Raw genomic sequence first — 25,620 nt, 5'->3', positions numbered from 1 at the left:
GGTTATTTCGCCCCTTCGGAGAAGAGTCGTGAAGCGACCTGCAATCATCCTGATTTGCCTGCTGTTGCAGGCGTGCTCAGCCACCACCAAAGGGCTGGGCAACTCACTGTGGGACAGCATGTTCGGCACACCGGGCGTGCATCTGACCGATGACGAACTTCAGAACATGCCGTATGCCAGCCAGTACATGCAGCTAAACGATGGTCCGCAACTGTTTGTGGTGCTCGCTTTCGACGAAAACGGGCAGCAGAAATGGGTGACGCAGGATCAGGCCACCATCGTGACGCAGCACGCCCGCATCGTGAAAACCCTGCTCGGCGGCGACAACCTGCTTGAGGTGAACAACCTGGCTGCGGATCCGCTCGTCAGGCCAAATCAGATCGTCGACGGCGCAGGATGGACGCGCACGATGGGCTGGACCGAGCACAAGCAGGTGCGCTATGCCACGGCTCGCTCGACCTTCCGCTGGGACGGTACGGACACCGTGAAGGTCGGCAGCGACGAAACGCAGGTTCGCGTGCTTGATGAAGAGGTGACAACCGATCGGGCCACCTGGCATAACCGCTTCTGGGTGGATGACGAGGGCCAGATACGCCAGTCCTTACAGTATCTTGGTGCCGGTTTCTTCCCGGTGAAAACCACCCTGATCAAGGCGGCGAAATCATGAAAGCACTTCTTCACGCGGCGCTGATCGCCTCTCTTGCCTCACCGCTGGCATGGTCTGCCGGAACGGTGCAGGTCTATACTCCCGACAGCGAAAAACCCAAAACCTTAACCAATGCCGGACACCTGCTTGATTTGGTTGGACAGCCGAGGCTGGCGAAAAGCTGGTGGACCGGGGCGGTAATAAGCGAGCGTCAGGCGACGATTCGCGCGGAACAAAGGCATCAGGCGCTGCTCGCCCGACTGACCGGGCTGACGCAACAGGAAGATGCTGACGATGCGGGCGCCATCAACAGCCTGCGCCAGCAGCTCCAGGCGCTGAAGGTGACGGGACGCCAGAAGGTGAACCTCGATCCCGACGAAGTGCGGGTGGCGGAAAACGGCAACCCGTCGCTGGAAGGGGAATATACCCTGTGGCTTCCGGCTCAGCCGTCCACCGTCACCGTGATGGGGCTTATCAGCAGCCCTGGCGATAAGCCGTTTACGCCGGGCCGCGATGTTGCGAGCTACCTTGACGAGCAAAGCCTGCTGAGCGGTGCCGATAACAGCTACGCCTGGGTCGTTTACCCTGACGGGCGCACGCAAAAGGCGCCGGTTGCTTACTGGAATAAACGCCATATCGAACCCATGCCGGGCAGCATCATTTTTGTCGGATTTGCCGACCATTTCTGGACGAAAGCGTATGACGGGCTTAATGCCGATATCCTTCGCTCCCTGATACAGCGGATACCGGAATAATGAAAAAAACCTATCTCTACAGCATGCTTGCACTGTGCGTGAGTGCCGCCTGTCATGCAGAAACGTATCCGGCACCGATTGGCCCGTCGCAGTCCGACTTTGGCGGCGTGGGCTTACTGCAAACCCCAACCGCGCGTATGGCGCGCGAGGGGGAAATTAGCCTTAACTATCGCGATAACGATCAGTACCGCTATTACTCTGCGTCCGTGCAGCTGTTCCCCTGGCTGGAGACCACGCTGCGCTACACCGACGTGCGTACAAAACAGTACAGCAGCGTCGACGCCTTCTCCGGCGATCAGACCTATAAAGACAAAGCCTTCGACGTGAAGCTGCGCCTGTGGGAAGAGAGCTACTGGATGCCGCAGGTCTCCGTTGGGGCGAAGGACATTGGCGGGACCGGCCTGTTTGATGCGGAATACATCGTTGCCAGCAAAGCCTGGGGACCGTTTGATTTCTCGCTGGGTCTTGGCTGGGGCTACCTCGGTACCAGCGGCAACGTAACCAACCCGTTCTGTACCTACAGCGACAAATACTGCTACCGCGATAACAGCTACAAAAAAGCGGGTTCCATCAACGGCGACCAGATGTTCCACGGCCCGGCCTCGCTGTTTGGCGGCGTCGAGTATCAAACCCCATGGCAGCCCCTGCGCCTGAAGCTGGAATACGAAGGCAATAACTACAGCGAAGATTTCGCCGGCAAAATTGAGCAGAAGAGCAAGTTTAACGTCGGGGCCATTTATCGCGTGACCGACTGGGCCGACGTTAACCTCAGCTACGAGCGCGGCAATACCCTGATGTTTGGCTTTACGCTGCGCACCAACTTTAACGACATGCGCCCGCGCTATAACGACAATCCGCGGCCGAAATACCAGCCGGAGCCGCAGGATGCGATCATTCAGCACTCCGTGGTGGCGAACCAGCTGACGCTGCTGAAGTATAACGCGGGGCTGGCGGATCCGAAGATCCAGACCAAAGGCGATACGCTGTACGTCACCGGCGAGCAGGTGAAATACCGTGACTCCCGCGAAGGGATCGAGCGCGCCAACCGGATCGTCATGAACGATCTGCCGGAGGGGATCCGCACGATCCGCATTACGGAGAACCGTCTTAACCTGCCGCAGGTGACCACCGAAACCGATGTTGCCAGCCTTAAGCGCCATCTGGAAGGCGAACCGCTGGGGCATGAAACCGAGCTGGTGCAAAAACGCGTTGAGCCGGTAGTGCCAGAAACCACCGAGCAGGGCTGGTATATCGATAAATCCCGCTTCGATTTCCATATCGATCCGGTACTGAACCAGTCCGTCGGCGGGCCGGAAAACTTCTACATGTATCAGCTGGGCGTCATGGCGACGGCGGATCTGTGGGTCACCGATCACCTGCTGACGACGGGCAGCCTGTTCGGCAATATTGCGAACAACTACGATAAATTTAACTACACCAACCCGCCGAACGATTCAAAACTGCCGCGCGTGCGTACCCAGGTGCGTGAATACGTACAGAACAACGCTTACGTGAACAACCTGCAGGCCAACTACTTCCAGTACTTCGGCAACGGCTTCTACGGCCAGGTTTACGGTGGCTATCTGGAAACCATGTTTGGCGGTGCGGGCGCTGAGGTACTTTACCGTCCCGTCGACAGCAACTGGGCGTTTGGGATTGATGCCAACTACGTGAAGCAGCGTGACTGGCGCAGCGCGCAGGACATGATGAAGTTCACCGACTACAGCGTCAAAACCGGCCACCTGACCGCCTACTGGACGCCGTCGTTCGCGCAGGACGTGCTGGTGAAAGCCAGCGTCGGGCAGTATCTGGCCGGCGATAAGGGCGGCACGCTGGATATCTCTAAACACTTCGACAGCGGCGTAGTGGTGGGCGGTTATGCCACCATCACCAACGTTTCGCCGGACGAGTACGGTGAAGGGGACTTCACCAAAGGGGTGTATGTGTCGATTCCGCTGGATCTCTTCTCGTCAGGCCCAACCCGCAGCCGCGCGGCGGTGGGCTGGACCCCGCTGACGCGTGACGGTGGTCAGCAGCTTGGGCGTAAGTTCCAGCTGTATAACATGACCAGCGATAAGAACATTAACTTCCGCTGACGCTTGTTCCCCTCACCCCGTCCCTCTCCCCAGAGGGGCGAGGGTGAAAACCGCACCGAACAGTCCCCTCTCCACTGCGTCAAACATAAACAAAAAATATAGATCCCCGTCACATTTTTGCGTTATACAGGAACCTCGCCCCGGAGAATGAGGTGCTGTATGACATCCCTGACTCGTCCGCGCGTTGAGTTCATCTCAACCATCCTCCAGACCGTGCTCAACCTCGGTCTGCTAAGCCTTGGCCTGATCCTGGTCGTCTTTCTCGGCAAAGAGACGGTGCATCTGGCGGATGTGCTGTTTGCTCCCGAACAAACCAGCAAATACGCGCTGGTGGAAGGCCTGGTGGTCTATTTTCTCTACTTCGAATTTATTGCCCTGATTGTGAAGTATTTCCAGTCCGGCTTTCACTTCCCGCTGCGCTATTTCATCTACATTGGCATCACCGCGATTGTGCGGCTGATCATCGTCGATCACAAATCCCCGCTCGACGTGCTGATCTACTCGGCGGCGATCCTGCTGCTGGTGATCACCCTTTGGCTGTGCAACTCGAAGCGGCTTAAACGCGAATAAAAAAATGGCGCTCCGGAGAGCGCCTAACAACAGTCACAAGTTGGGTTAATACAATACGTCTAAAGTTGAGGGTTGCAGTGGCATAACAGATGAAACTTAACCTTTCACACCGCCCGCCGTCAGGCCGTTAACCAGCCAGCGCTGCGCCAGCAGGAACACCACGGTAATCGGGATAGCGGAAAGTACGGCCGCAGCGGCAAAGTCGCCCCACAGGTAGTTTTGCGGGTTGAGGTATTGCTGCATGCCCACGGCCAGGGTGTAGCTGTTCACATCACGCAGCAGCAGCGAGGCGACCGGCACTTCGGTGATGGCGGCGATAAACGACAGGATAAATACCACCGCCAGAATCGGGACCGACAGCGGCAGCAGTACCAGACGGAATGCCTGCCACGGGGTCGCGCCATCCAGCGCGGCGGCTTCTTCCAGCGAGCCGTCGATGGTTTCGAAATAGCCTTTGATGGTCCACACGTGCAGGGCGATACCGCCAAGATAGGCGAAGATCACGCCGCCGTGGGTGTTCAGGCCGATAAACGGCACGTACTGGCCGAGACGGTCAAACAGGGCATACAACGCCACCAGAGAAAGCACCGCCGGGAACATCTGGAAAATCAGCATCCCTTTCAGCAGCGTCGCTTTGCCAGGGAAACGCATACGGGCGAAAGCGTAAGCGCAGGTGGTGGAGAGCGTTACGATGCCGATCGCGGTGATGGTCGCCACCTTCACCGAGTTCCACAGCCACAGCAGCACCGGGAACGGCGGCGGGGTGACGCGGCCGTCGGCGTGCTCAACGCTGAAGCCCAGCGCGAGCTTCCAGTGCTCCCAGGAGATTTCGTCCGGGATCAGGCTTCCGGTTGCGAAGTTACCCGAACGCAGGGAGATGGCGATAACCATCAGCAGCGGGAACATGATTGCCGCGATGAAAATCAGCAGGCCTAAGTGCGTCGCGAGGAGGCGCAGCTTCTGAGATTTGGGTTGTACCATAGACATATTCAGTGCCCTCCTTAGTCAAATTTCATACGTGTGGCTTTCAGGTTCACAATCGCCAGCGCGCCAACCAGCAGGAAGATCAGGGTGGCAATCGCTGCCGCCAGACCGAAGTCCTGACCGCCGCCGCCTTCGAAGGCGATACGGTAGGTGTAGCTCACGAGCAGGTCGGTATAGCCTGCCGGCGTGGTCGTGCCGAGACGGTCCGGGCCGCCGTTGGTCAACAGCTGAATCAGCACGAAGTTGTTAAAGTTAAAGGCGAAGCTGGCGATCATCAGCGGCGTCAGCGGCTTAATGAGCAGCGGCAGCGTAATTTTGAAGAAGTTCTGGAACGGGCCTGCGCCGTCCATCGCCGAGGCTTCATACAGGTCATCCGGGATGGCCTTCAGCAGCCCCATGCACAGGATCATCATGTACGGATAACCCAGCCAGGTATTCACGATGATAATCATCGAGCGGGCGGTGGTCGGGTCGCTGAACCAGGCCGGTTTGATGCCGAACAGCGCGCTCAGCATCATGTTGATTTCACCGAAGCTCTGGTTAAACAGCCCTTTGAAAATCAGAATCGAGATAAACGACGGTACGGCGTAGGGCAGAATCAACAGCACGCGGTAAATCGCTTTACCTTTCAGTGACTCCCACTGAACGAGACAGGCCAGCACCATGCCCACGGCTACGGTCAGGATCACAGTCAGTACGGAGAACACCACCGTCCAGACGAAGATGGCGAAGAAGGGTTTCTGAATGCCTTCGTCGGTAAATACGCGGGTAAAGTTATCCCAGCCGATGGTGACGGTATAGCCCGGGCTGAGTTTGTCATCACCCCAGCCGCCGTCTGCATTCACGGACTGATAAAAACCGATATCGTTGTTCGGGCGGTACTTCACGCCGCTCTGGTTGTTCGTCAGCGTGCCGTCATCCGCCAGGGTGTAAAGCGGCTGCGTGCCGGAGAACTGGCGCAGCGAGCTCATGGTCACTTTGCTGTCATCGGGCAGCACGGCGGTGAGCTGGGTCAGCGCCTGACGATTCTGGGTAATGATACGCAGGTTGGCACGTTCACCTTCCGGCAGGGCCGCCGCCTCTTTTAAGGCCAGCTTCTGCTCGCCGCCAAACCTGAACGCGTCGGAAATATAATGTTTGCCGCTCTCGCCGTCAGTAAGCGCTAACTTCCATTCGTCGCCCTCAGGATACAAACCGAAGTTGAAGGTCTTACCGGCCTGATAGGAACGGTCCAGAAGCACCTGAGTGGCGCGCTCTTGCGCGAGCTGGTTGGTGCTGCTGTAGTTGGTAAAGGCAATCGCAATAGTGCAGATCAGCGGAAAGAGGACAAAAAGCCCCATTCCGGCAACGCCAGGGTAGACATAGCGCCAGGCATACGCCTTGCGGTTGGCGAAAATATACAGGCCAACCGAGCTTAAAATCAGCGTCATGATGGCGAAAAGGTATTCCCCTTGCACGTACATTAAAACAACAAGGTAACCCACCAGCAGACACAGCAGACCAATCACTGACCACTTCAGCGCGTCGTTTTGCCACCAGTGTTTCTTTTTAATGACATCCATGGGGTTCTTCCTCTACAACATTTGATCTTTTCTCCCTCTCCTGGGGGAGAGGGCCGGGGTGAGGGCGTGCGGATAGCGACAACCCTCACCCTAACCCTCTCCCAGAGGGAGAGGAGACTACGGCATTACTTAGTGATACGGCCCTGAGCATCCTTCAGCGCGGCGTCGACAGTCTGACGACCGCTGGCGGCGTTGATGACGGCGGTACGGGTGGCGTACCAGAACGCTGCCATCTGTGGGATGTTCGGCATGATTTCGCCTTTCTGGGCGTTATCCATGGTGGCCGCAATGCGCGGATCTTTCGCCAGCTGATCCTGGAAGGATTTCAGCGCAACGGCGCCCAGCGGTTTGTCCTTGTTCACGTTACCCAGACCTTCATCGGTCAGCAGGTAGTTTTCCAGGAACTCTTTCGCCAGCTCTTTGTTCGGGCTGGCGGCGTTGATGCCCGCGCTCAGCACGCCAACAAACGGTTTAGACGGCTTGCCGTTGAAGGTTGGCAGCAGGGTAACGCCGTAGTTGATTTTGCTCTTGTCGATGTTGGTCCAGGCCCACGGACCGTTGATGGTCATCGCGGTTTCGCCTTTGTTGAACGCCGCTTCCGCGATGGAGTAGTCGGTATCGGCGTTCATGTGTTTGTTCTTGATGAGGTCAACCAGGAAGGTCAGGCCCGCTTTCGCGCCCGCGTTGTCCACGCCCACGTCCTTCACGTCATATTTGCCGTTTTCAAACTTGAACGCGTAGCCGCCGTCGGCAGCAATCAGTGGCCAGGTGAAGTACGGCTCCTGCAGGTTGAACATCAGGGCGGATTTACCTTTCGCCTTCAGCTCTTTATCCAGAGCAGGGATCTCTTCCCAGGTTTTCGGCGGGTTTGGCACCAGGTCTTTGTTGTAAATCAGCGACAGGGCTTCAACCGCGATTGGGTAAGCAATCAGCTTGCCGTTATAGCGAACGGCGTCCCAGGTGAACGGGAACAGCTTGTCCTGGAAGGCTTTGTCTGGCGTGACTTCCGCCAGCAGGCCAGACTGCGCGTAGCCGCCAAAACGGTCGTGCGCCCAGAAAATGATGTCCGGGCCATCGCCCGTCGCGGCAACCTGCGGGAACTTCTCTTCCAGCTTGTCCGGGTGTTCTACGGTAACTTTGATACCGGTGTCTTTCTCGAATTTTTTGCCCACTTCGGCCAGGCCGTTATAGCCCTTGTCGCCGTTAATCCAGATAACCAGCTTACCTTCTTCAATTTTGGCGAGAGCCGGTGCGGAAATCATCATTGCTGCGAGGGCGGACAATGCGAAAACGCGTGCGCCAGTCTTGATCTTCATATCTGCCATCCTTTTTGGTGATGTGCTCGTGGATACATAAGGTGGTTCAACGTGACTCAGTCTCCTTATTTGACATCCTCTTTCCATCCTCCCAGGCCCTACGCCCCACCCCCCGTTTGTGTGATCGCTGTAACATAAATTTAAGTTATGAGTGCTGGCGCACATAAAAACCCACCGAAATTTGCAGGCCGCTTCACGATTTTTGCCTCAGCCCCTCAGCTGCGGTCGCAGAGCCTGCTCTCTCATCCTCCCGCCTCCTCCCCCATAAAAAAGCCGGGGGGTGGAGGATTCACGAAAGTAATGAAACACGCATAGTGAACTTATCTTGAATGTTTCTGTCGGTGACAGGTTGTAACGAAGGGAGAAGGGCATGGCGAGCGTACAGCTGCGTAATGTAACGAAAGCCTGGGGCGACGTAGTGGTGTCAAAAGACATCAATCTGGACATCCACGACGGCGAGTTCGTGGTGTTTGTTGGTCCATCAGGCTGTGGTAAATCGACTCTGCTGCGTATGATTGCCGGTCTTGAAACCATCACCAGCGGCGATCTGTTTATTGGTGATACCCGAATGAACGACGTCCCGCCCGCTGAACGCGGCGTGGGCATGGTGTTCCAGTCCTACGCGCTGTATCCGCATCTTTCCGTTGCCGAGAATATGTCCTTTGGCCTGAAGCTGGCCGGGGCGAAAAAAGAGACCATTAACCAGCGCGTCACTCAGGTGGCGGAAGTGCTCCAGCTGGCACACCTGCTGGAGCGTAAGCCGAAAGCGCTCTCCGGTGGTCAGCGTCAGCGCGTGGCGATTGGCCGCACGCTGGTGGCCGAGCCGCGCGTATTCCTGCTCGATGAACCTCTCTCTAACCTGGATGCCGCCCTGCGTGTCCAGATGCGTATCGAAATCTCCCGTCTGCACAAGCGTCTTGGCCGCACGATGATTTACGTCACCCACGATCAGGTCGAAGCGATGACGCTGGCCGATAAGATCGTGGTGCTGGATGCCGGCCGCGTGGCGCAGGTGGGCAAACCGCTTGAGCTCTATCACTATCCGGCAGACCGCTTTGTTGCGGGCTTCATTGGCTCGCCAAAAATGAACTTCCTGCCCGTTAAAGTGACCGCGACGGCGATTGAACAGGTACAGGTGGAGCTGCCTAACCGTCAGCAAGTCTGGCTGCCGGTCGACAGCGCCAACGTACAGGTGGGGGCCAATATGTCCCTCGGTATCCGTCCTGAGCATTTACTGCCGAGCCATATCGCCGATGTGACGCTGGAAGGTGAAGTTCAGGTGGTCGAACAGCTTGGTCACGAAACACAGATTCATATCCAGATCCCCGCCATCCGTCAGAACCTGGTCTACCGCCAGAATGACGTGGTGTTGGTAGAAGAGGGTGCCACATTCGCTATCGGTTTGCCGCCAGAGCGTTGCCATCTGTTCCGTGAGGATGGCACAGCATGTCGTCGGCTGCACAAAGAGCCAGGCGTTTAAGCATTCCAATTACAAAGAAAAGCAATGATCTCAGGAGATAGAATAATGATTACTCTGCGCAAGGTCCCTCTGGCTGTCGCCATTGCGGCAGGCATCCTGTCTGCCCAGGCGGGCGCCGTAGACTTTAAAGGTTATGCTCGTTCCGGCATCGGCTGGACCGGTAGTGGCGGTGAACAACAATGTTTCCAGGCAACCGGGGCACAAAGTAAGTACCGTCTCGGTAACGAATGTGAAACCTACGCCGAGCTGAAGCTGGGCCAGGAAGTGTGGAAAGAGGGCGACAAGAGCTTCTACTTCGACACCAACGTAGCCTACTCCGTTTCGCAGCAGAACGACTGGGAATCTACCAGCCCGGCCTTCCGTGAAGCTAACGTGCAGGGTAAAAACCTGATTGAGTGGCTGCCGGGCTCCACCATCTGGGCCGGTAAGCGCTTCTATCAGCGTCATGACGTCCACATGATCGACTTCTACTACTGGGATATCTCTGGTCCTGGTGCGGGTATTGAAAACATCGATCTGGGCTTCGGTAAACTGTCTCTGGCCGCGACTCGTTCTTCTGAATCCGGCGGCTCTGCAACCTTCGCCGATCGTGACGCGAACGGCGACCGTGTTTATGACAACATTGTACCAAACGACGTCTTCGACGTTCGCTTAGCCGGTCTGGAAACCAACCCGGGCGGTACGCTGGAGCTGGGCGTTGACTACGGTCACACGAACATTCCTGACGACTACTACCTGCAACCTGGCGCCTCTAAAGATGGCTGGCTGTTCACCGCTGAACACACCCAGAGCATGATGAAGGGCTTCAACAAGTTCGTGCTCCAGTACGGTACGGACTCCATGACCTCTAACGGTAAAGGCATTCCGCAGGGTGGCAGCATCGATAACGACGGCTCCATGTGGCGCGTGCTGGACCACGGTGCAATCACCCTGGCAGACCGTTGGGACCTGATGTACGTCGGTATGTACCAGAACATCGATCGTGATAACAACAACGGTACCGAGTGGTGGACCGTGGGCGTTCGTCCAATGTTCAAATGGACGCCGATCATGAGCACCCTGCTGGAAGTGGGCTACGACAACGTTAAGTCTCAGAAAACTGACGACAAAAACAGCCAGTACAAAATCACCCTGGCCCAGCAGTGGCAGGCAGGCGACAGCATCTGGTCTCGTCCGGCTATCCGCGTCTTTGCAACCTACGCGAAGTGGGATGAAAAATGGGGCTACGCAAATAGCGGCAGCGATCAGGACGCAGGCTACACCCCTGGCGTAGCGTATAACGACACTTCAGCACGTACCTTCAGCCGTGGCGACAACGATGAGTGGACCTTCGGCGCCCAGATGGAAATCTGGTGGTAATTCGTCAAACCTGACGTAATGACCTGAAAAGAGGGGCGTAAGCCCCTCTCTCCTTAGGCGCTGCGCGCTATTGCCTGGCCACCGCAGCGCTCACGCTATCAGAGGTAATAACAATGAAAATGAAGAAAAGTCTCGTCGCGCTGTGCCTCTCTGCGGGGCTGCTGGCCTGCGCGCCTGCGGTCACCTTTGCAGATGTGAATTTCGTTCCTCAAAATACCAGTGCTGCGCCAGCTATTCCGGCGGCGGCACTTCAGCAGCTGGTGTGGACGCCAGTTGACCAGTCGAAAACGCAAACCACCCAGCTTGCCGCTGGCGGTCAGTCGCTGAACGTTCCGGGTATCAGCGGTCCTGTCGCGGCGTTCAGCGTGCCCGCGAATATCGGCGAGCTGACCTTGACGTTGACCAGTGAAGTCAATAAACAGACCAGCGTCTTCGCGCCTAACGTGCTGATCCTCGATCAGAACATGACGCCATCCGCATTCTTCCCAAGCTCCTATTTTAGCTATCAGGAGCCTGGCGTGATGAGTGCAGACCGTCTGGAAGGCGTTATGCGCCTGACGCCGGCCCTGGGTCAGCAGAAGATTTATGTTCTGGTGTTCACCACAGAGAAAGATCTGCAACAGACAACGAAGCTTGTCGATCCGGCAAAAGCCTACGCGAAAGGCACCGGTAACGCTGTCCCGGACATCCCGGACCCGCATGCTCGCCATACTACCGACGGCCTGATCAAACTGAAAGTGTCCACCAACAGCGCCTCCAGCGTGCTCGTAGGCCCGCTGTTCGGCTCGTCGGGTCCTGGCCCGGTAACGGTAGGTAATACCGCCGCGCCTGCTTATGCCGCCCCTGCCGCTGCACCAGCCGCAGCGCCAGCCCCGGCCAAGAAAGCTGAGCCGGTACTGAACGACACCGAAGAATACTTCAACAACGCCATTAAGCAGGCGGTGAAGCGCGGCGACGTCGATAAAGCGCTGAAGCTGCTTGATGAAGCCGAGCGTTTAGGTTCAACCACTGCCCGTTCCACCTTTATCAGCAGTGTAAAAGGCAAGGGGTAACCGTCTCCCCACAGTGCTGATTTTGTTAGTAGTTTAGTGCGCCTTAACGGGCGCACTTTTTTTGGCTTCGTTGCGCCATTGTTGCGATAGTGATCGTTAAATTTTGTTTGTCCGTCCTCATTTTGCCAATCTGCGATACAATGCTTTTACGTTATGTATCGGAGAGTCTGGCATGTCACACCCCGCGCTAACGCAGCTGCGTGCGCTACGCTATTTCGACCACATCCCTGCGCTTGACCCGGAACAGCTGGACTGGCTGCTGCTGGAAGATTCCATGACAAAACGTTTTGAGCAGCAGGGCAAAACGGTCACGGTGACGATGATTCAGGAAGGGTTTGTCTCGGCTGAGGCGATTGCCAGCGAGTTGCCGCTGTTGCCGCAGGAAGAACGCTACTGGCTGCGTGAAATTTTACTCTGTGCTGACGGTGAACCGTGGCTTGCCGGGCGGACGGTCGTTCCTGAGTCTACACTTTCCGGGCCGGAGCTTGCACTGCAACGCCTCGGCAAAACGCCGCTGGGGCGATATCTGTTCACCTCGTCTGAACTGACCCGTGATTTTATTGAAATTGGTCGCGATGCCGACCTGTGGGGGCGCCGTTCCCGCCTTCGTTTGAGCGGCAAGCCGTTAATACTGACGGAACTATTTTTGCCCGCATCGCCGTTGTACTAAGAGGGAGAAAAAATGGAGTGGAGTCTGACGCAGAATAAGCTGCTGGCCTATCACCGCTTAATGCGTACCGATAAACCCATCGGCGCGCTGCTGCTGCTGTGGCCGACCTTATGGGCGCTGTGGGTTGCAACGCCGGGCGTGCCGCCGCTGTGGATCCTGGCGGTGTTCGTGGCGGGCGTCTGGCTGATGCGCGCCGCGGGCTGCGTGGTCAACGACTATGCCGACCGAAAATTTGATGGACACGTTAAGCGCACCGCCAATCGTCCTCTGCCGAGCGGTCAGGTAACCGGAAAAGAGGCGCGCATCCTGTTTGTGGTGCTGGTGCTGCTCTCTTTCCTGCTGGTGTTAACGCTAAACACCATGACTATCCTGCTGTCCGTCGCCGCGCTGGCGCTGGCCTGGGTTTACCCGTTTATGAAGCGATACACCCATCTGCCGCAGGTGGTGCTGGGTGCGGCATTTGGCTGGTCGATTCCGATGGCGTTTGCCGCGGTCAGCGAGTCCGTTCCGCTTAGCTGCTGGCTGATGTTCCTGGCGAATATTCTCTGGGCCGTCGCGTACGATACGCAATATGCGATGGTCGATCGCGATGACGATCTGAAGATCGGCATTAAGTCGACGGCGATCCTGTTTGGTCGTCACGACAGGGTGATCATCGGCATTTTGCAGGTGGCAGTGCTGGCGCTGATGGTGGCGATTGGTCGCCTGAACGGGCTGAACTGGGAGTTTTACTGGTCCGTACTGGTGGCGGGGCTGCTGTTTGCGTACCAGCAGAAGCTGATCGCAAAGCGCGAGCGTGAAGCCTGCTTTAAGGCGTTCCTGAATAATAACTACGTCGGGCTGGTGCTGTTTCTGGGGCTGGCGATGAGTTACTTCTCCTGAAAGCCCGGTGATGAGGTAAAAAAAACGGCAGTCTCTGACTGCCGTTTTTCATGTTTTCACATACGCACCTGGGATAGGGCATCAAACCGCTGAAACATCACTCCCCCTGCGTCGAACTCTCAATCGTCAAACGCACATCCGAGGTAATCAGCTCCGCCAGCATCTGATAAACTTTTAGCGTCTCAGCAGGCTCGGCGTCGCCCGTATCGCTGATAAACCCTTCATCGCGCAGCGTCAGTACCAGCGAGCTGAATACCGCTTTGTCGAAGAATTCCGGTGCGTTAATGCCGTGCAGTACGGACAGGCGCTGTGCCAGGGTCCGGCTCTCTTTTTCCAGCGTACCGCGGTTGATTGAAGGGTTTGCACTCAACAGCCAGAAGGTGATGGCATAGCGCTGCAATGTTTCGCGCGCGCCGGAAGCGAGGAGCTGCAGGGTGCGAGAACGTGACGGATTGATATGCAGTTCGTCACTATTGATGGTAATGAGCCCCTGACGTTGCATCTCTGCCGACATTTTATCGAGCTCTACCGCCAGCTCATCTTTACTCCAGCGCAGGAACAGCTCCGCTTTCAGCATCGGGTAGATGGTCTGAATATGGCGCAGCAGCTCCTCACGTGAAATACGGCGATGCTGGGTAATAATGGCCGCCATCAGCGACGGCAGCATCAGCATATGCGTGATGTTATTGCGGTAGTAGGTCATCAGCACGGCCTGCTCGCGCGGCAGAATGATGATGTCACCGATCGTATCTTTCTCGACTTCGAACTTGTTCATCTGCAGCGCGTGGTCGATTAGCTCGCTGGCGGTGGCAGACGGCACGGTCGAATCCGCGGAATACGGCACGTTGCGCATGATGTCCAGGTAGCAATCGATCTGCTCGGTCAGCTGTTCGCGGGTGAGTGAACGCTGGCGAGAGGCCAGAAGCGCGGTACAGCACAGGTTCATGGCGTTCGCTGCGCCGGCGTTGTTGATGCGCACCATTAGCTCGGAAGCAATGCCGTTAACCGTTGGCGTCAGCCAGGCCGGGCGTACCGCTTCGATAGGATCGATAGACTCGCGCCACTCCGGAACGTGGTTGTTCAGCCAGGTCATCAGCGGCATTGGCTCGCCAAAGTTTACGTAGCCCTGACCGAGGTTGCGCAGCTTGCTCAGCCCACGCAGCATCTGCGGCAGGCTCTCTTTCTCTTTGGTCGCACCGCGCAGCTCTTTTGCGTAGGTTCCCACTTCCATCACGTGCTCATAACCAATGTAAATCGGCACCAGCGTGATAGGGCGCGTACCGCCGCGCAGCATCGCCTGGATGGTCATCGACAGCGTGCCGGTTTTCGGATCGAGCAGACGACCGGTACGGGAGCGTCCTCCTTCCACGAAGTATTCAACGGAATAGCCGCGGCTGAACAGCTCGCCCAGATACTCACGGAAGACGGTGGAGTAGAGCTTGTTGCCCTTAAAGGTTCGACGAATAAAGAATGCGCCCAGACGGCGGAAAATCGGGCCCGCTGGCCAGAAGTTCAGGTTGATGCCGGCAGCGATGTGCGGCGGTACCAGACCCTGGTGATAAAGCACGTAAGAGAGCAGCAGGTAGTCCATGTGGCTGCGGTGGCAGGGCACGTAGACAATCTCATGGCCGTCGTGCGCTAACTGACGCACGCGCTCGGCGTTGTGGACGTTAATGCCCTGATAGAGGCGGTTCCACGTGAAGCCGAGAATACGGTCGGACAGACGAATCATCTCGTAGGAGAAGTTCGCGGCGATCTCTTCCATCAGCGCAATCGCGTTCTGCTGCGCTTTCTCGTGTGAAATTTTCTTGCTGCGCGCTTCGTCTTCTACGGCACGGGCAATCGCTTTGGATGCCAGCAGCTTGTTGAACAGATCCTGTCGCGCCGGGAGGCGTGGCCCCACTGCCGCCAGACGCTGGCGTGCAAAGTGCATTCGGGCAACGCGCGCCAGCTTTTGCGCAATGATCTTATCGGTGCCGTGTTCGTCCGCCATGCGGCGCAATGAAACGGAAGGAGAGAAGCGGACAAAGCTGTCGCGTCCCAGCCAGGAGACGGCGAAGAACTTCTGAATGCCGTTGAGCATGCGCAGCGGCGGGTTCTCTTCCCCTTTTTCGCGTCCCGGACGACGTCCAAACATCACCGACACCGGCACCATCTGTACGTCCAGATCGGGGTTGCTGCGGTGCAGATCGAGGTAGTCATGGAACAGCTTGATGGACTCTTCTTTCGGCGTGTAATAGGTAAACACGCGTGGCCCGCCATGAATGAACACGTAGCGCGGCAGCAGGGTGCCGTCGACTTCCAGCGGTTCAAGCGGGTCGGGTAAATCGTGCGCCAGACATTGAGCGCGAAGCGTCAGCAGGTCTGCCTTCGAGTTATAAGGCAAAACGTACATAATAGGGCGCGACGTATCGAGCCCTAATTCCAGCGCGGGTTCTGCTGGAATAGACTTACTTTTTACCAGTACGCTTAATGGTAAATTAAGTAATTTGTAGTAAATTCGTGGCCAGCCGGACATAAACGATGTAAAGCCTCTGGTTAATAATGCAATTGCGGCGCAAGGATAACAGAAAGCGCGCAAAATTTCTGTTGTTACCCGTCATACTTGAGGCTGTAGCGCAACGCGCTGCGCCCCCTGTTACAGACGCTCTTTTTCCTAAAAGGTTCTTTAAATGGCCAATAATACCACTGGGTTAACCCGAATCATTAAAGCCGCCGGCTATTCCTGGAAAGGTTTCCGTGCCGCGTGGATCAATGAAGCCGCATTTCGCCAGGAGGGTATCGCAGCTATTGTTGCGGTGATTATCGCCTGTTTCCTTGATGTTGACGCGATTACCCGCGTGCTTTTAATTGGCTCCGTACTGTTGGTGATGATAGTGGAAATTCTTAATAGCGCTATTGAGGCCGTCGTTGACCGTATTGGGTCAGAATTCCATGAGCTTTCTGGCCGGGCGAAAGACATGGGCTCTGCCGCCGTGCTGCTGTCGATTATCACTGCGGTAATAACCTGGGTCACGCTGCTTTGGTCACATTTCCGATGAGCCTCGAGGAATAATTAAGTCCCTGGTTTTTTGTGCAGTTTTTGGTTCCAAAATCGCCTTTGACTGTATATACTCACAGCATAACTGTATATACACCCAGGGGGCGGAATGAAAGCGTTAACGACCAGGCAGCAAGAGGTGTTTGATCTCATTCGGGATCATATCGGCCAGACGGGTATGCCACCCACGCGTGCAGAAATCGCGCAGCGTCTGGGCTTCCGTTCTCCTAATGCTGCCGAAGAGCACCTTAAAGCGCTGGCGCGTAAAGGCGTCATTGAGATAGTTTCCGGCGCGTCACGCGGTATTCGTCTGCTGGTGGAAGAAGAGACCGGTATTCCGCTGGTGGGGCGCGTCGCCGCAGGCGAACCCCTGCTGGCACAGCAGCATATCGAAGGGCACTATCAGGTTGACCCGGGCATGTTCAAGCCGAGCGCTGATTTCCTGCTGCGCGTTAGCGGAATGTCCATGAAAGATATCGGTATTCTTGATGGCGATCTGCTGGCGGTACACAAAACCCAGGACGTGCGTAACGGACAAGTGGTCGTAGCGCGCATTGATGATGAAGTGACGGTTAAGCGCCTGAAGAAACAGGGTAACACCGTACAGCTTCTGCCAGAAAACAGCGAGTTTTCCCCCATTGTAGTGGATCTCCGCGAGCAGAACTTCTCTGTTGAAGGCCTGGCGGTAGGTGTTATCCGCAACGGCGAATGGCTGTAATCTCTTCCTGACAGGCCGCAGTTCCTCTGCGGCCTGGCTTATTTTCTGATTCCGGTAATTTCAATGGCCTTGCTAACTTCTGCCGATAAGGCGTTGTGGCGTCTTGCGCTACCGATGATTTTTTCCAATATCACCGTTCCTCTGCTGGGGCTGGTTGATACGGCGGTAATCGGGCATCTGGATTCGCCGATTTATCTGGGCGGCGTCGCGATTGGCGCAACGGCGACCAGCTTCCTCTTTATGCTGCTGCTCTTTTTGCGCATGAGTACGACAGGCCTGACGGCCCAGGCGTATGGTGCAAAAGATCCCCTGCGTCTTGCTCGCGCGCTGGTTCAGCCGCTTATCCTGGCTTTTGGTGCCGGCGCGTTAATCGTTCTGTTGCGTACGCCGCTTATCGATCTGGCGCTTCATATTGTGGGCGGCAGCGATGCTGTACTGGAGCAGGCCCGGCGGTTCCTTGAAATTCGCTGGCTGAGCGCGCCTGCTTCACTGGCAAACCTGGTCCTGCTGGGCTGGCTGCTGGGCGTGCAGTATGCCCGCGCGCCGGTGATCCTGCTGGTGGTGGGTAACCTTCTCAATATTGTCCTCGATCTCTGGCTGGTAATGGGGCTGCGCATGAACGTCCGCGGCGCGGCGCTGGCCACGGCAATCGCCGAATACGGCACGCTGCTTATCGGTTTGTGGATGGTCTGGCGCGTGCTGGCGATGCGCGGTATTACGCTTGCGCTGCTGAAAACGGCCTGGCGCGGCAATATGCGTAAGCTGCTGGCGCTCAATCGCGACATCATGCTGCGTTCGCTCCTGTTGCAGCTGTGCTTTGGCGCACTGACGGTTTTTGGCGCGCGCCTTGGGCCAGAAATTGTTGCGGTCAACGCCGTTCTGATGACGCTCCTGACCTTTACCGCATACGCGCTGGATGGCTTTGCTTACGCCGTGGAAGCGCACTCAGGTCAGGCCTATGGCGCGCGTGAAAGCGGCCAGCTGCGCGAAGTATGGCGTGCAGCCTGCCGGCAGGCGGGCCTGGTGGCGCTGATTTTTGCGCTGGTTTACGCCTGCTTTGGCGGACATATTGTCGCGCTACTCACCTCGTTGCCCGCGCTGCGCGAGCTGGCAGATCGCTATATCCTCTGGCAGGTGGTTTTACCGGTGGTGGGCGTGTGGTGCTATCTGCTGGACGGCATGTTTATCGGTGCGACGCGAGGGGCGGAGATGCGTAACAGCATGGCCGTCGCTGCGGCGGGGTTCGGCCTGACGCTGCTGACGCTGCCGTATCTCGGCAACCACGGTCTGTGGCTGGCGCTGGCGGTCTTTCTCTCACTGCGCGGCCTTTCGCTGGCTGTTATCTGGCGTCGCCACTGGCGAAACAATACCTGGTTTCCTGCCCGACACGATATATCGTAACGGTTAAAGATTCCGAATATAAAACCAGCTGCCGAATCCTTAACTACAATAATAATCACGTCCAGCAGAAAAGAACGAAGCGGACGATACTCTTAGACGCTTAACACGAGGACACGATTATGAATAAAGATGAAATCGGCGGCAACTGGAAGCAATTCAAAGGTAAAGCGAAAGAACAGTGGGGTAAGTTGACAGATGACGATATGACCGTCATTGAAGGCAAGCGCGATCAGCTGGTAGGTAAAATCCAGGAGCGCTACGGTTACGAAAAAGATCAGGCGGAAAACGAAGTCAAAGACTGGGAAACCCGTAACGACTACCGCTGGTAACCGGACAGTACCCCAAAGGGCGGCCATGAGCCGCCTTTTTCTTTGCCGTCAGCGCGGCTTTTTCTTCACCAGAATGGAGTGATCGTGCTGGCAGGCATCCTGATGGCGGCATGATTCCACCTCCACGCAGGCAGAGCATAAGCCGTGTGCTTCTATCACGTTATGGCGCAGCGCAAAGCCCATTCTGGCTGCCAGCGTATGCATAATATCTTCCACGCCTTCTGCACCTTCCTCCTTTACCACGCCGCAACGATCGCAGATAAACATAGCGGACGTGTGGGTCGGCTGGTCGAAAAGGTGGCAAAGCACGTAGCTGTTTGTTGATTCCACCTTATGCACAAACCCTTGTTCGAGCAGGAAGTCGAGCGCCCGGTAGACGGTTGGCGGTTTTGCCTGCGGCTCGCTTTCGCGCAGCAGGTCGAGCAAATCGTACGCGCTGATGGCGCCCTGCTGCAGGCTCATCAGACGCAGTACCTCAAGGCGCTGCGGGGTCAGGCGCACATTGCGTTGCGCGCACAGCTTTTCAGCTTGCGCTAACAGCTCTTTTGTGGACTTGTCCATCGGGCACCTCGGATGTGGAAAGGGTAGAAAACCCTCACTTTATCATGTTCTGATAAAAACACCGAGATCCGCCGGGCTGTGCTATACCTGACGCATCGCAAATGGGGAGAATGCATAATGAAAAGACCTGACTGTATTCGGCACTGGCGGGACGTAGAAGGTGCCGATAACGCCACCTATCCTGACAGCAACGAACATTTTTCAATTGGCGCGCCGCTGTCCCGCAAGCTGGGGCTGGGCCGCATCGGTATTCACCATGAACGGCTGCCGCCCGGACGCCGCACGTCTTATCCCCATGCGGAAAGCGACGAAGAAGAGTTTGTGTACGTTCTGGAGGGTTACCCGGAGGCCTGGATCAATGGCTATCTGTGGAAGCTCGAACCCGGAGACAGCGTGGGGTTCCCTGCCGGGACGGGAGTCTGCCATACCTTTATCAACAACACCGATGAAGAGGTACGCTTGCTGGTGGTGGGGGAGGCCAATAAAAAACATAACCGCATCTACTATCCGCTCAATCCGGTATATGCCGCGACCCGCGAAGACCGCTGGGTGGATCATCCGCCTCAATTTTTTGGTCCGCACGATGGAAAACCTGGGCGAAAATAATTTCCTCTTCTATAAATATTGATGGTCGTCACATATTACAACAGGCCGGGATGGAATTTAACTTAAGGAAATAGCGGGTCTTTTTGCACTTATTCACAGCAATAGTTCGTTCCTGTTTGGGTGATAACAGACAGGGTTAACTAATAACAAACTATTTACGAGCACACTGTGAAAAAACATTCTAAATTTTCGATGGTTAGCATCGCTGTCTCCTTTTTTATGGCAAATCAGGCGGGAGCAGCCAATACCTGGACGGAAGCGCGTAGTGACGCAATGGGCGGCACGGGCGTGGCAGCAGGCAGTTATGGCAGCGGGGCGTTAATCAACCCCGCGCTGCTGGCAAAGTCTAAACCTGAAGATGACGTGACGGTCATTTTGCCGTCCGTTGGCGTGCAGGTGACCGATGAAGACAATCTTCAGGACGAGATCGACACCATTAACGACAAAATCAATCGCTACAAGGATGTGGTTGATAGCCTGACGCCCATTGATATCATCACCAATCCATTAGGTTCGATCAATCAGTTCCAGGGCGCCGCGAAAGATCTCGCTGATGAGCTGGACTACCTGAAGGGCAAAACCGCACGCGCTAACGCGGGCGCCGGAATTGCCGTCAGTATCCCTAACGATGTGCTCTCGGTGGCCTTTATGGCGAAAGGCTACGCCCATGGCCGGGTCAGCTCCTCTATCGATCAGCAGGACATTGATTATCTGCGCGGTATTCAGGGAAGCGATGCGGTGGCTGCCGGCGTGGCGCTGGACGCCGCGCTAAACGGTACCGATCAAATCACCAAAAACCTGAACTCTACGGCGTCCGGCCGGGCGGCAATTGTGTCCGACTACGGTATTGCGGTGGCCCGCCAGTTCGATTTTGGCGGCGTTCCGGTTTCCGTTGGCGTCACGCCAAAGCTGCAAAAAACCTGGCTCTATAACTACACCACCTCAATCTACGATTACGACAGTAATAAGTGGAACGACAGCCGCTACCGTACCGACGACACCGGCTTCAACGTCGATGCCGGTATTGCTGCTGATTTCGGTGAAAACTGGACGGTTGGCGTGAGCGGGCAAAACCTGATGTCGCGCGATATCGATACCAAAGATATCCGCATTCGCAACGGGCGTACGGGAGAGGTGGTGAGTTATAAAGACACCTATCAGATCCGTCCGCTGGTGACCGCCGGGGCCGCCTGGCATAACGATCTGGTGACGCTGACCGCGGACGGTGACCTGACCGAAACCAAAGGCTTCAAAAGCGAAGATACCTCCCAGTACGCCGGCATTGGTGCTGAAGTCACGCCGCTTAGCTGGCTGGCGGTGCGCGCCGGTTACCGTGCGGACATGAAAGGTAATGACAGCAACGTCTTTACCGGCGGCGTCGGGTTTGCGCCGTTCAGCACCGTTCATGTCGATCTGATGGGGCTTTATGGCGAAGACGAAACCTGGGGTGCCGGCGCTCAGCTGAGTATGACGTTCTAAAGTACACCGGAGGCGCTGCGCCTCCGGCTTTTCTTTGTGCTATAGTAGCGCCCCTTTTCCACCAGATGCTTAAAACTTCGCCATGTTGTCAGAACGCCAGACTACCTTCCCAGCACACCGTTTCTCCATTGCGCCGATGCTCGACTGGACGGACAGACACTGCCGCTATTTCCTGCGTCAGCTCTCCCGCCATACGCTGCTGTACACCGAAATGGTCACCACCGGCGCAATTATCCACGGCAAGGGCGACTATCTGGCGTACAGCGAAGAAGAGCATCCGGTTGCGCTACAGCTGGGTGGCAGCGATCCGGCCGCGCTGGCGCAGTGCGCAAAGCTGGCTGAAGCGCGCGGCTATGACGAGATTAACCTCAACGTCGGCTGCCCCTCCGACCGCGTGCAGAACGGCATGTTCGGCGCCTGTCTGATGGGTAACGCACAGCTGGTCGCAGACTGCGTCAAAGCGATGCGCGATGTCGTGTCCATTCCGGTTACGGTCAAAACCCGTATCGGCATTGACGACCAGGACAGCTACGAATTCCTGTGTGACTTCATCGACACGGTGTCAGGGAAGGGCGAGTGCGGGATGTTTATCATCCACGCCCGTAAAGCCTGGCTCTCGGGCCTCAGCCCGAAAGAGAACCGCGAGATCCCGCCGCTGGACTACCCGCGCGTGTACCAGCTGAAGCGCGATTTCCCGCATCTGACCATGTCGATCAACGGCGGAATTAAGTCGCTGGACGAAGCCAGAGCGCACCTCGAACATATGGATGGCGTGATGGTCGGGCGCGAGGCGTATCAAAACCCGGGCATCCTGGCGACGGTTGACCGTGAAATCTTCGGCACTGAAGGTGCCGACGCCGATCCGGTAGCCGTGGTGCGCGCCATGTATCCGTACATTGAGCGCGAGCTGAGCAACGGTACCTATCTGGGCCACATTACCCGCCACATGCTCGGCCTGTTCCAGGGCATTCCTGGCGCGCGCCAGTGGCGTCGCTACCTCAGCGAGAACGCGCATAAGGCCGGTGCGGATATTAACGTGCTGGAACACGCGCTGCGCCTGGTTGCGGATAAGCGATAAAATTCGCTAAAAGATGGTCAAAAACACCACGCCCTGCAACACGTTGCGGGGCGTTTTGTTTTCAAAACAAAGGGTTATTTTTGGCATGATTCTTGTAACGATTGCAGCATCATTCGGGAATTCGTGGGAGAGCACCATGCTGGAACTACTTTTTGTGATTGGCTTCTTTATCATGCTGATGGTCACGGGCGTATCGCTGCTCGGTATTCTGGCCGCGCTCGTTGTCGCTACGGTGGTGATGTTTGTCGGCGGACTGTTTGCCCTGACGATCAAGCTGTTGCCGTGGCTGCTGCTGGCGGTTGCGGTGGTATGGGCGATACGGGCCATTAAATCGCCAAAACTGCCCGCTTATCAGCGTAATAACCGCTTTCGTTACTAAGGTATTGAGGGGTACGTCACATACCTGCAACTTTTCCGGCGGCAATGTTTAGAACAGAATAGGATTTACTTATCGAATCTGTCACTATGGCTGCCGCTAAAGAATTCATCGAGCTGTACCCTACATACAGCCGAACTAAAAAAAGAAAGGGCTTCCCACGGGAAGCCCAATTTCTTTACAGAACTCAGGGAATGAGCAGGCTCGACCCCTGCGTCGCCCGGCTCTCCAGCACCTCGTGCGCCCGCTGCGCATCGGTTAGCGCGTACTTCTGCGCGTCGGCCACGTCCACTTTGATTACGCCGCTGGCGATCAGCGAGAACAGCTCGTTGCTGGCTTCCTCAAGTTCTTCCCGGCTGGTGATGTAACCCTGCAAAGAGGGACGCGTGACGTACAGCGACCCTTTCTGATTCAGAATGCCCAGATTCACGCCGGTGACAGCGCCCGAGGCGTTACCGAAGCTCACCATCAGCCCGCGACGTTGCAGGCAGTCGAGCGAGGACTCCCAGGTATCTTTCCCCACCGAGTCATACACTACGCGCACTTTTTTGCCGCTGGTGATCTCTTTCAGCCGTTCAACGATGCTCTCTTCCCGGTAGTTAATCACCTGCCATGCGCCCGCGTCCAGCGCACGCTGGGCTTTCTGCGCGCTGCCGACGGTGCCGATCAGCTTCGCGCCCAGGGCCTTCGCCCACTGGCAGGCAATCAACCCCACGCCACCTGCGGCAGCGTGGAACAGAAACTGCTCATCCGGCTTAATTTCGTAGGTTTTGCGCAGCAGGTAAAAGACCGTCAGCCCTTTCAGGAATGAGGCGGCAGCCTGCTCGAAGGAGATAGCGTTTGGCAGAAGCGCCGCCTTCTCGGCCGGTACGTTATGAACGGAGCTGTAAGCACCCAGCGCGGACTGCGCGTACACCACGCGATCGCCTTCTTTAACGTGCTTAACCGCGCTGCCTACTTTGCTGACGATACCGGCCGCCTCGGTGCCCAGCCCGCTCGGCATTGATGGGGGCGGGTAGAGACCGCCGCGAATATAGGTATCGATGTAGTTAATGCCAATCGCTTTGTTTTCAACCTGGATTTCGTTCTCGCCAGGCGCAGCGGGGGTAAATTCAACCGCCTTCAGCACTTCCGGACCGCCGTGTTTCTGGAACTCAATGCGCGTTGCCATGCTCCCTCCGTAAGAAAAATATGGTAACCTTTCGACCCACTCTTTATCTCGGTAACTCCATTCACTATGGCAGGAAACAAACCCTTCAACAAACAGACTGAACCTCGTGAGCGTGATTATCAGGTCGCCGGGTTAAAAGTCCCGCCGCACTCGATTGAAGCGGAACAGTCCGTGTTGGGCGGTTTAATGCTGGATAACGAACGCTGGGACGACGTCGCCGAGCGCGTTGTCGCGGAAGATTTCTATACCCGCCCGCACCGCCATATCTTCACTGAGATGGCGCGTTTGCAGGAGTCGGGCAGCCCGATTGACCTGATCACGCTCGCAGAATCGCTGGAGCGCCTGGGGCAGCTGGACAGCGTCGGCGGGTTTGCCTATCTGGCGGAGCTGTCAAAAAACACGCCAAGCGCCGCGAACATCAGCGCCTATGCGGACATCGTTCGCGAGCGCGCCGTTGTTCGCGAGATGATCTCGGTGGCGAACGAAATCGCCGAGGCCGGTTTCGATCCGCAGGGGCGCACCAGCGAAGATCTGCTCGACCTGGCGGAATCTCGCGTCTTTAAAATCGCTGAAAGCCGCGCGAACAAAGACGAAGGGCCGAAAAACATCGCCGACGTGCTCGATGCCACCGTTGCGCGTATCGAACAGCTTTTCCAGCAGCCGCACGACGGCGTCACCGGCGTTAACACCGGCTATGACGATCTCAACAAGAAAACCGCGGGCCTTCAGCCTTCGGATCTGATTATCGTCGCGGCGCGTCCGTCGATGGGTAAGACGACATTTGCGATGAACCTCGTCGAAAATGCGGCGATGTTGCAGGACAAGCCGGTGCTTATCTTCAGTCTTGAAATGCCCTCCGAGCAGATCATGATGCGTTCTCTGGCATCCCTGTCGCGCGTGGATCAGACCCGTATCCGTACCGGCCAGCTCGACGATGAGGACTGGGCGCGCATCTCGGGCACCATGGGCATTTTGCTGGAAAAGCGAAACATCTACATCGATGACTCCTCCGGGCTGACCCCGACGGAAGTGCGCTCCCGCGCGCGCCGCATCGCCCGCGAACACGGCGGCATCGGCCTCATCATGATCGACTACCTCCAGCTGATGCGCGTCCCGTCGCTCTCCGACAACCGTACGCTGGAAATCGCCGAGATCTCCCGCTCGCTCAAGGCGTTAGCCAAAGAGCTGCACGTCCCGGTGGTGGCGCTCTCCCAGCTTAACCGCTCCCTTGAACAGCGTGCTGACAAACGTCCGGTCAACTCCGACCTGCGTGAATCCGGCTCCATCGAGCAGGATGCCGACTTAATCATGTTCATCTACCGTGATGAGGTTTATCACGAGAACAGCGACCTGAAAGGGATCGCCGAAATTATTATCGGTAAGCAACGTAACGGCCCTATCGGTACGGTACGTCTTACCTTTAACGGCCAGTGGTCACGCTTTGATAACTATGCGGGCCCGCAGTACGACGACGAATAAGGATTTTTTA

Annotated in this window: 24 protein-coding genes; 18 read left to right on the top strand and 6 right to left on the bottom strand. The window is 56.7% G+C overall.

What is annotated here, in order from left to right; translation table 11 throughout:
• Window positions 1-28 precede the first annotated feature (28 nt).
• The 4 genes from IM304_RS21145 (at window position 29) to psiE (ending at window position 4,067) form a co-directional block, all read left to right on the top strand.
• A complete protein-coding gene (locus IM304_RS21145) occupies window positions 29-667 on the top strand; it encodes a YjbF family lipoprotein (RefSeq protein WP_148422259.1) in 639 nt (212 codons plus the stop codon).
• Window positions 664-1,401 carry a capsule biosynthesis GfcC D2 domain-containing protein gene (locus IM304_RS21140; RefSeq protein ID WP_148422257.1) on the top strand — a complete coding sequence of 246 codons (738 nt, stop codon included), beginning with the start codon at window positions 664-666 and terminating at the stop codon, window positions 1,399-1,401. The genes IM304_RS21145 and IM304_RS21140 overlap by 4 nt, the downstream gene beginning before the upstream one ends.
• The gene (locus IM304_RS21135) at window positions 1,401-3,497 is read left to right on the top strand and encodes a YjbH domain-containing protein (protein WP_148422255.1); all 2,097 of its coding nucleotides are present in this window, start codon (window positions 1,401-1,403) and stop codon (window positions 3,495-3,497) included. Before IM304_RS21140 ends, IM304_RS21135 begins: the two co-directional genes overlap by 1 nt.
• 159 nt (window positions 3,498-3,656) lie before the next feature.
• A complete protein-coding gene (gene psiE / locus IM304_RS21130) occupies window positions 3,657-4,067 on the top strand; it encodes a phosphate-starvation-inducible protein PsiE (protein ID WP_063449873.1) in 411 nt (136 codons plus the stop codon).
• 96 nt (window positions 4,068-4,163) lie between these two features.
• Here psiE and malG read toward each other — a convergent pair whose 3' ends face one another.
• From malG to malE, 3 genes are all read right to left on the bottom strand, one after another.
• Window positions 4,164-5,054: a maltose ABC transporter permease MalG gene (malG, locus tag IM304_RS21125; RefSeq protein WP_042716434.1), complete on the bottom strand. Its 891-nt coding sequence runs from the start codon at window positions 5,052-5,054 to the stop codon at window positions 4,164-4,166.
• Between the two features lie 14 nt (window positions 5,055-5,068).
• Window positions 5,069-6,613, bottom strand: a complete 1,545-nt coding sequence (gene malF / locus IM304_RS21120; RefSeq protein WP_176608967.1) for a maltose ABC transporter permease MalF — start codon at window positions 6,611-6,613, stop codon at window positions 5,069-5,071.
• 125 nt (window positions 6,614-6,738) lie between these two features.
• Entirely contained in the window at window positions 6,739-7,929 is a 1,191-nt protein-coding gene (gene malE / locus IM304_RS21115; RefSeq protein ID WP_176608966.1) for a maltose/maltodextrin ABC transporter substrate-binding protein MalE, read from the bottom strand.
• 370 nt (window positions 7,930-8,299) lie between these two features.
• On the opposite strand from malE, the gene malK reads away from it, so the two are divergent.
• The 5 genes from malK to ubiA all read left to right on the top strand — a co-directional run bounded on the left by malK (window position 8,300) and on the right by ubiA (window position 13,372).
• Window positions 8,300-9,409 carry a maltose/maltodextrin ABC transporter ATP-binding protein MalK gene (gene malK, locus IM304_RS21110; RefSeq protein WP_148422249.1) on the top strand — a complete coding sequence of 370 codons (1,110 nt, stop codon included), beginning with the start codon at window positions 8,300-8,302 and terminating at the stop codon, window positions 9,407-9,409.
• Between the two features lie 42 nt (window positions 9,410-9,451).
• Window positions 9,452-10,768, top strand: coding sequence for a maltoporin (locus IM304_RS21105; RefSeq protein WP_193356431.1), 1,317 nt, complete (start codon window positions 9,452-9,454; stop codon window positions 10,766-10,768).
• Between the two features lie 113 nt (window positions 10,769-10,881).
• A complete protein-coding gene (gene malM / locus IM304_RS21100; protein WP_148422248.1) occupies window positions 10,882-11,820 on the top strand; it encodes a maltose operon protein MalM in 939 nt (312 codons plus the stop codon).
• 172 nt (window positions 11,821-11,992) lie between these two features.
• Entirely contained in the window at window positions 11,993-12,490 is a 498-nt protein-coding gene (gene ubiC / locus IM304_RS21095) for a chorismate lyase (protein ID WP_193356414.1), read from the top strand.
• 12 nt (window positions 12,491-12,502) lie between these two features.
• Window positions 12,503-13,372, top strand: coding sequence for a 4-hydroxybenzoate octaprenyltransferase (gene ubiA / locus IM304_RS21090; RefSeq protein ID WP_193356415.1), 870 nt, complete (start codon window positions 12,503-12,505; stop codon window positions 13,370-13,372).
• 97 nt (window positions 13,373-13,469) lie between these two features.
• On the opposite strand, the gene plsB is transcribed toward ubiA, so the two are convergent.
• The gene (plsB, locus tag IM304_RS21085) at window positions 13,470-15,890 is read right to left on the bottom strand and encodes a glycerol-3-phosphate 1-O-acyltransferase PlsB (RefSeq protein WP_148422239.1); all 2,421 of its coding nucleotides are present in this window, start codon (window positions 15,888-15,890) and stop codon (window positions 13,470-13,472) included.
• Window positions 15,891-16,044: 154 nt separating this feature from the next.
• On the opposite strand from plsB, the gene IM304_RS21080 reads away from it, so the two are divergent.
• From IM304_RS21080 to IM304_RS21065, 4 genes are all read left to right on the top strand, one after another.
• The gene (locus tag IM304_RS21080; RefSeq protein WP_148422237.1) at window positions 16,045-16,413 is read left to right on the top strand and encodes a diacylglycerol kinase; all 369 of its coding nucleotides are present in this window, start codon (window positions 16,045-16,047) and stop codon (window positions 16,411-16,413) included.
• Between the two features lie 108 nt (window positions 16,414-16,521).
• Complete coding sequence (gene lexA / locus IM304_RS21075) at window positions 16,522-17,130, top strand: transcriptional repressor LexA (protein WP_148422235.1); 609 nt, start codon at window positions 16,522-16,524, stop codon at window positions 17,128-17,130.
• Between the two features lie 63 nt (window positions 17,131-17,193).
• Entirely contained in the window at window positions 17,194-18,531 is a 1,338-nt protein-coding gene (gene dinF, locus IM304_RS21070) for an MATE family efflux transporter DinF (RefSeq protein ID WP_193356416.1), read from the top strand.
• Window positions 18,532-18,650: 119 nt separating this feature from the next.
• Complete coding sequence (locus IM304_RS21065) at window positions 18,651-18,860, top strand: CsbD family protein (protein ID WP_003860314.1); 210 nt, start codon at window positions 18,651-18,653, stop codon at window positions 18,858-18,860.
• Between the two features lie 48 nt (window positions 18,861-18,908).
• Here the strand turns inward: IM304_RS21065 and zur are convergent, their stop codons facing one another.
• Window positions 18,909-19,421 (bottom strand): zinc uptake transcriptional repressor Zur, encoded by a 513-nt coding sequence (gene zur / locus IM304_RS21060; RefSeq protein ID WP_047052067.1) that lies wholly within the window; start codon window positions 19,419-19,421, stop codon window positions 18,909-18,911.
• Between the two features lie 117 nt (window positions 19,422-19,538).
• On the opposite strand from zur, the gene IM304_RS21055 reads away from it, so the two are divergent.
• The 4 genes from IM304_RS21055 (at window position 19,539) to pspG (ending at window position 22,963) form a co-directional block, all read left to right on the top strand.
• On the top strand, window positions 19,539-20,027 hold the full coding sequence (locus tag IM304_RS21055; protein ID WP_176608958.1) for a cupin domain-containing protein: 489 nt from the start codon (window positions 19,539-19,541) through the stop codon (window positions 20,025-20,027).
• 192 nt (window positions 20,028-20,219) lie between these two features.
• Window positions 20,220-21,506, top strand: coding sequence for a conjugal transfer protein TraF (gene traF, locus IM304_RS21050; protein ID WP_227009758.1), 1,287 nt, complete (start codon window positions 20,220-20,222; stop codon window positions 21,504-21,506).
• An 82-nt stretch (window positions 21,507-21,588) separates the two neighbouring features.
• Window positions 21,589-22,584, top strand: a complete 996-nt coding sequence (gene dusA / locus IM304_RS21045; RefSeq protein ID WP_193356418.1) for a tRNA dihydrouridine(20/20a) synthase DusA — start codon at window positions 21,589-21,591, stop codon at window positions 22,582-22,584.
• Between the two features lie 136 nt (window positions 22,585-22,720).
• On the top strand, window positions 22,721-22,963 hold the full coding sequence (gene pspG / locus IM304_RS21040; protein WP_148422226.1) for an envelope stress response protein PspG: 243 nt from the start codon (window positions 22,721-22,723) through the stop codon (window positions 22,961-22,963).
• A gap of 184 nt (window positions 22,964-23,147) precedes the next feature.
• On the opposite strand, the gene IM304_RS21035 is transcribed toward pspG, so the two are convergent.
• Window positions 23,148-24,131, bottom strand: a complete 984-nt coding sequence (locus IM304_RS21035) for a quinone oxidoreductase (RefSeq protein WP_148422224.1) — start codon at window positions 24,129-24,131, stop codon at window positions 23,148-23,150.
• 66 nt (window positions 24,132-24,197) lie between these two features.
• Between IM304_RS21035 and dnaB the strand changes: the two genes are divergently transcribed.
• Window positions 24,198-25,610, top strand: a complete 1,413-nt coding sequence (gene dnaB, locus IM304_RS21030) for a replicative DNA helicase (RefSeq protein ID WP_003860298.1) — start codon at window positions 24,198-24,200, stop codon at window positions 25,608-25,610.
• Window positions 25,611-25,620 lie beyond the last annotated feature (10 nt).

Origin of the sequence: Enterobacter cloacae complex sp. P40C2 (genome assembly GCF_014930695.1) — a bacterium.
Classification (GTDB): domain Bacteria; phylum Pseudomonadota; class Gammaproteobacteria; order Enterobacterales; family Enterobacteriaceae; genus Enterobacter; species Enterobacter pasteurii.
This window is presented reverse-complemented; position numbering and strand designations above follow the sequence as displayed.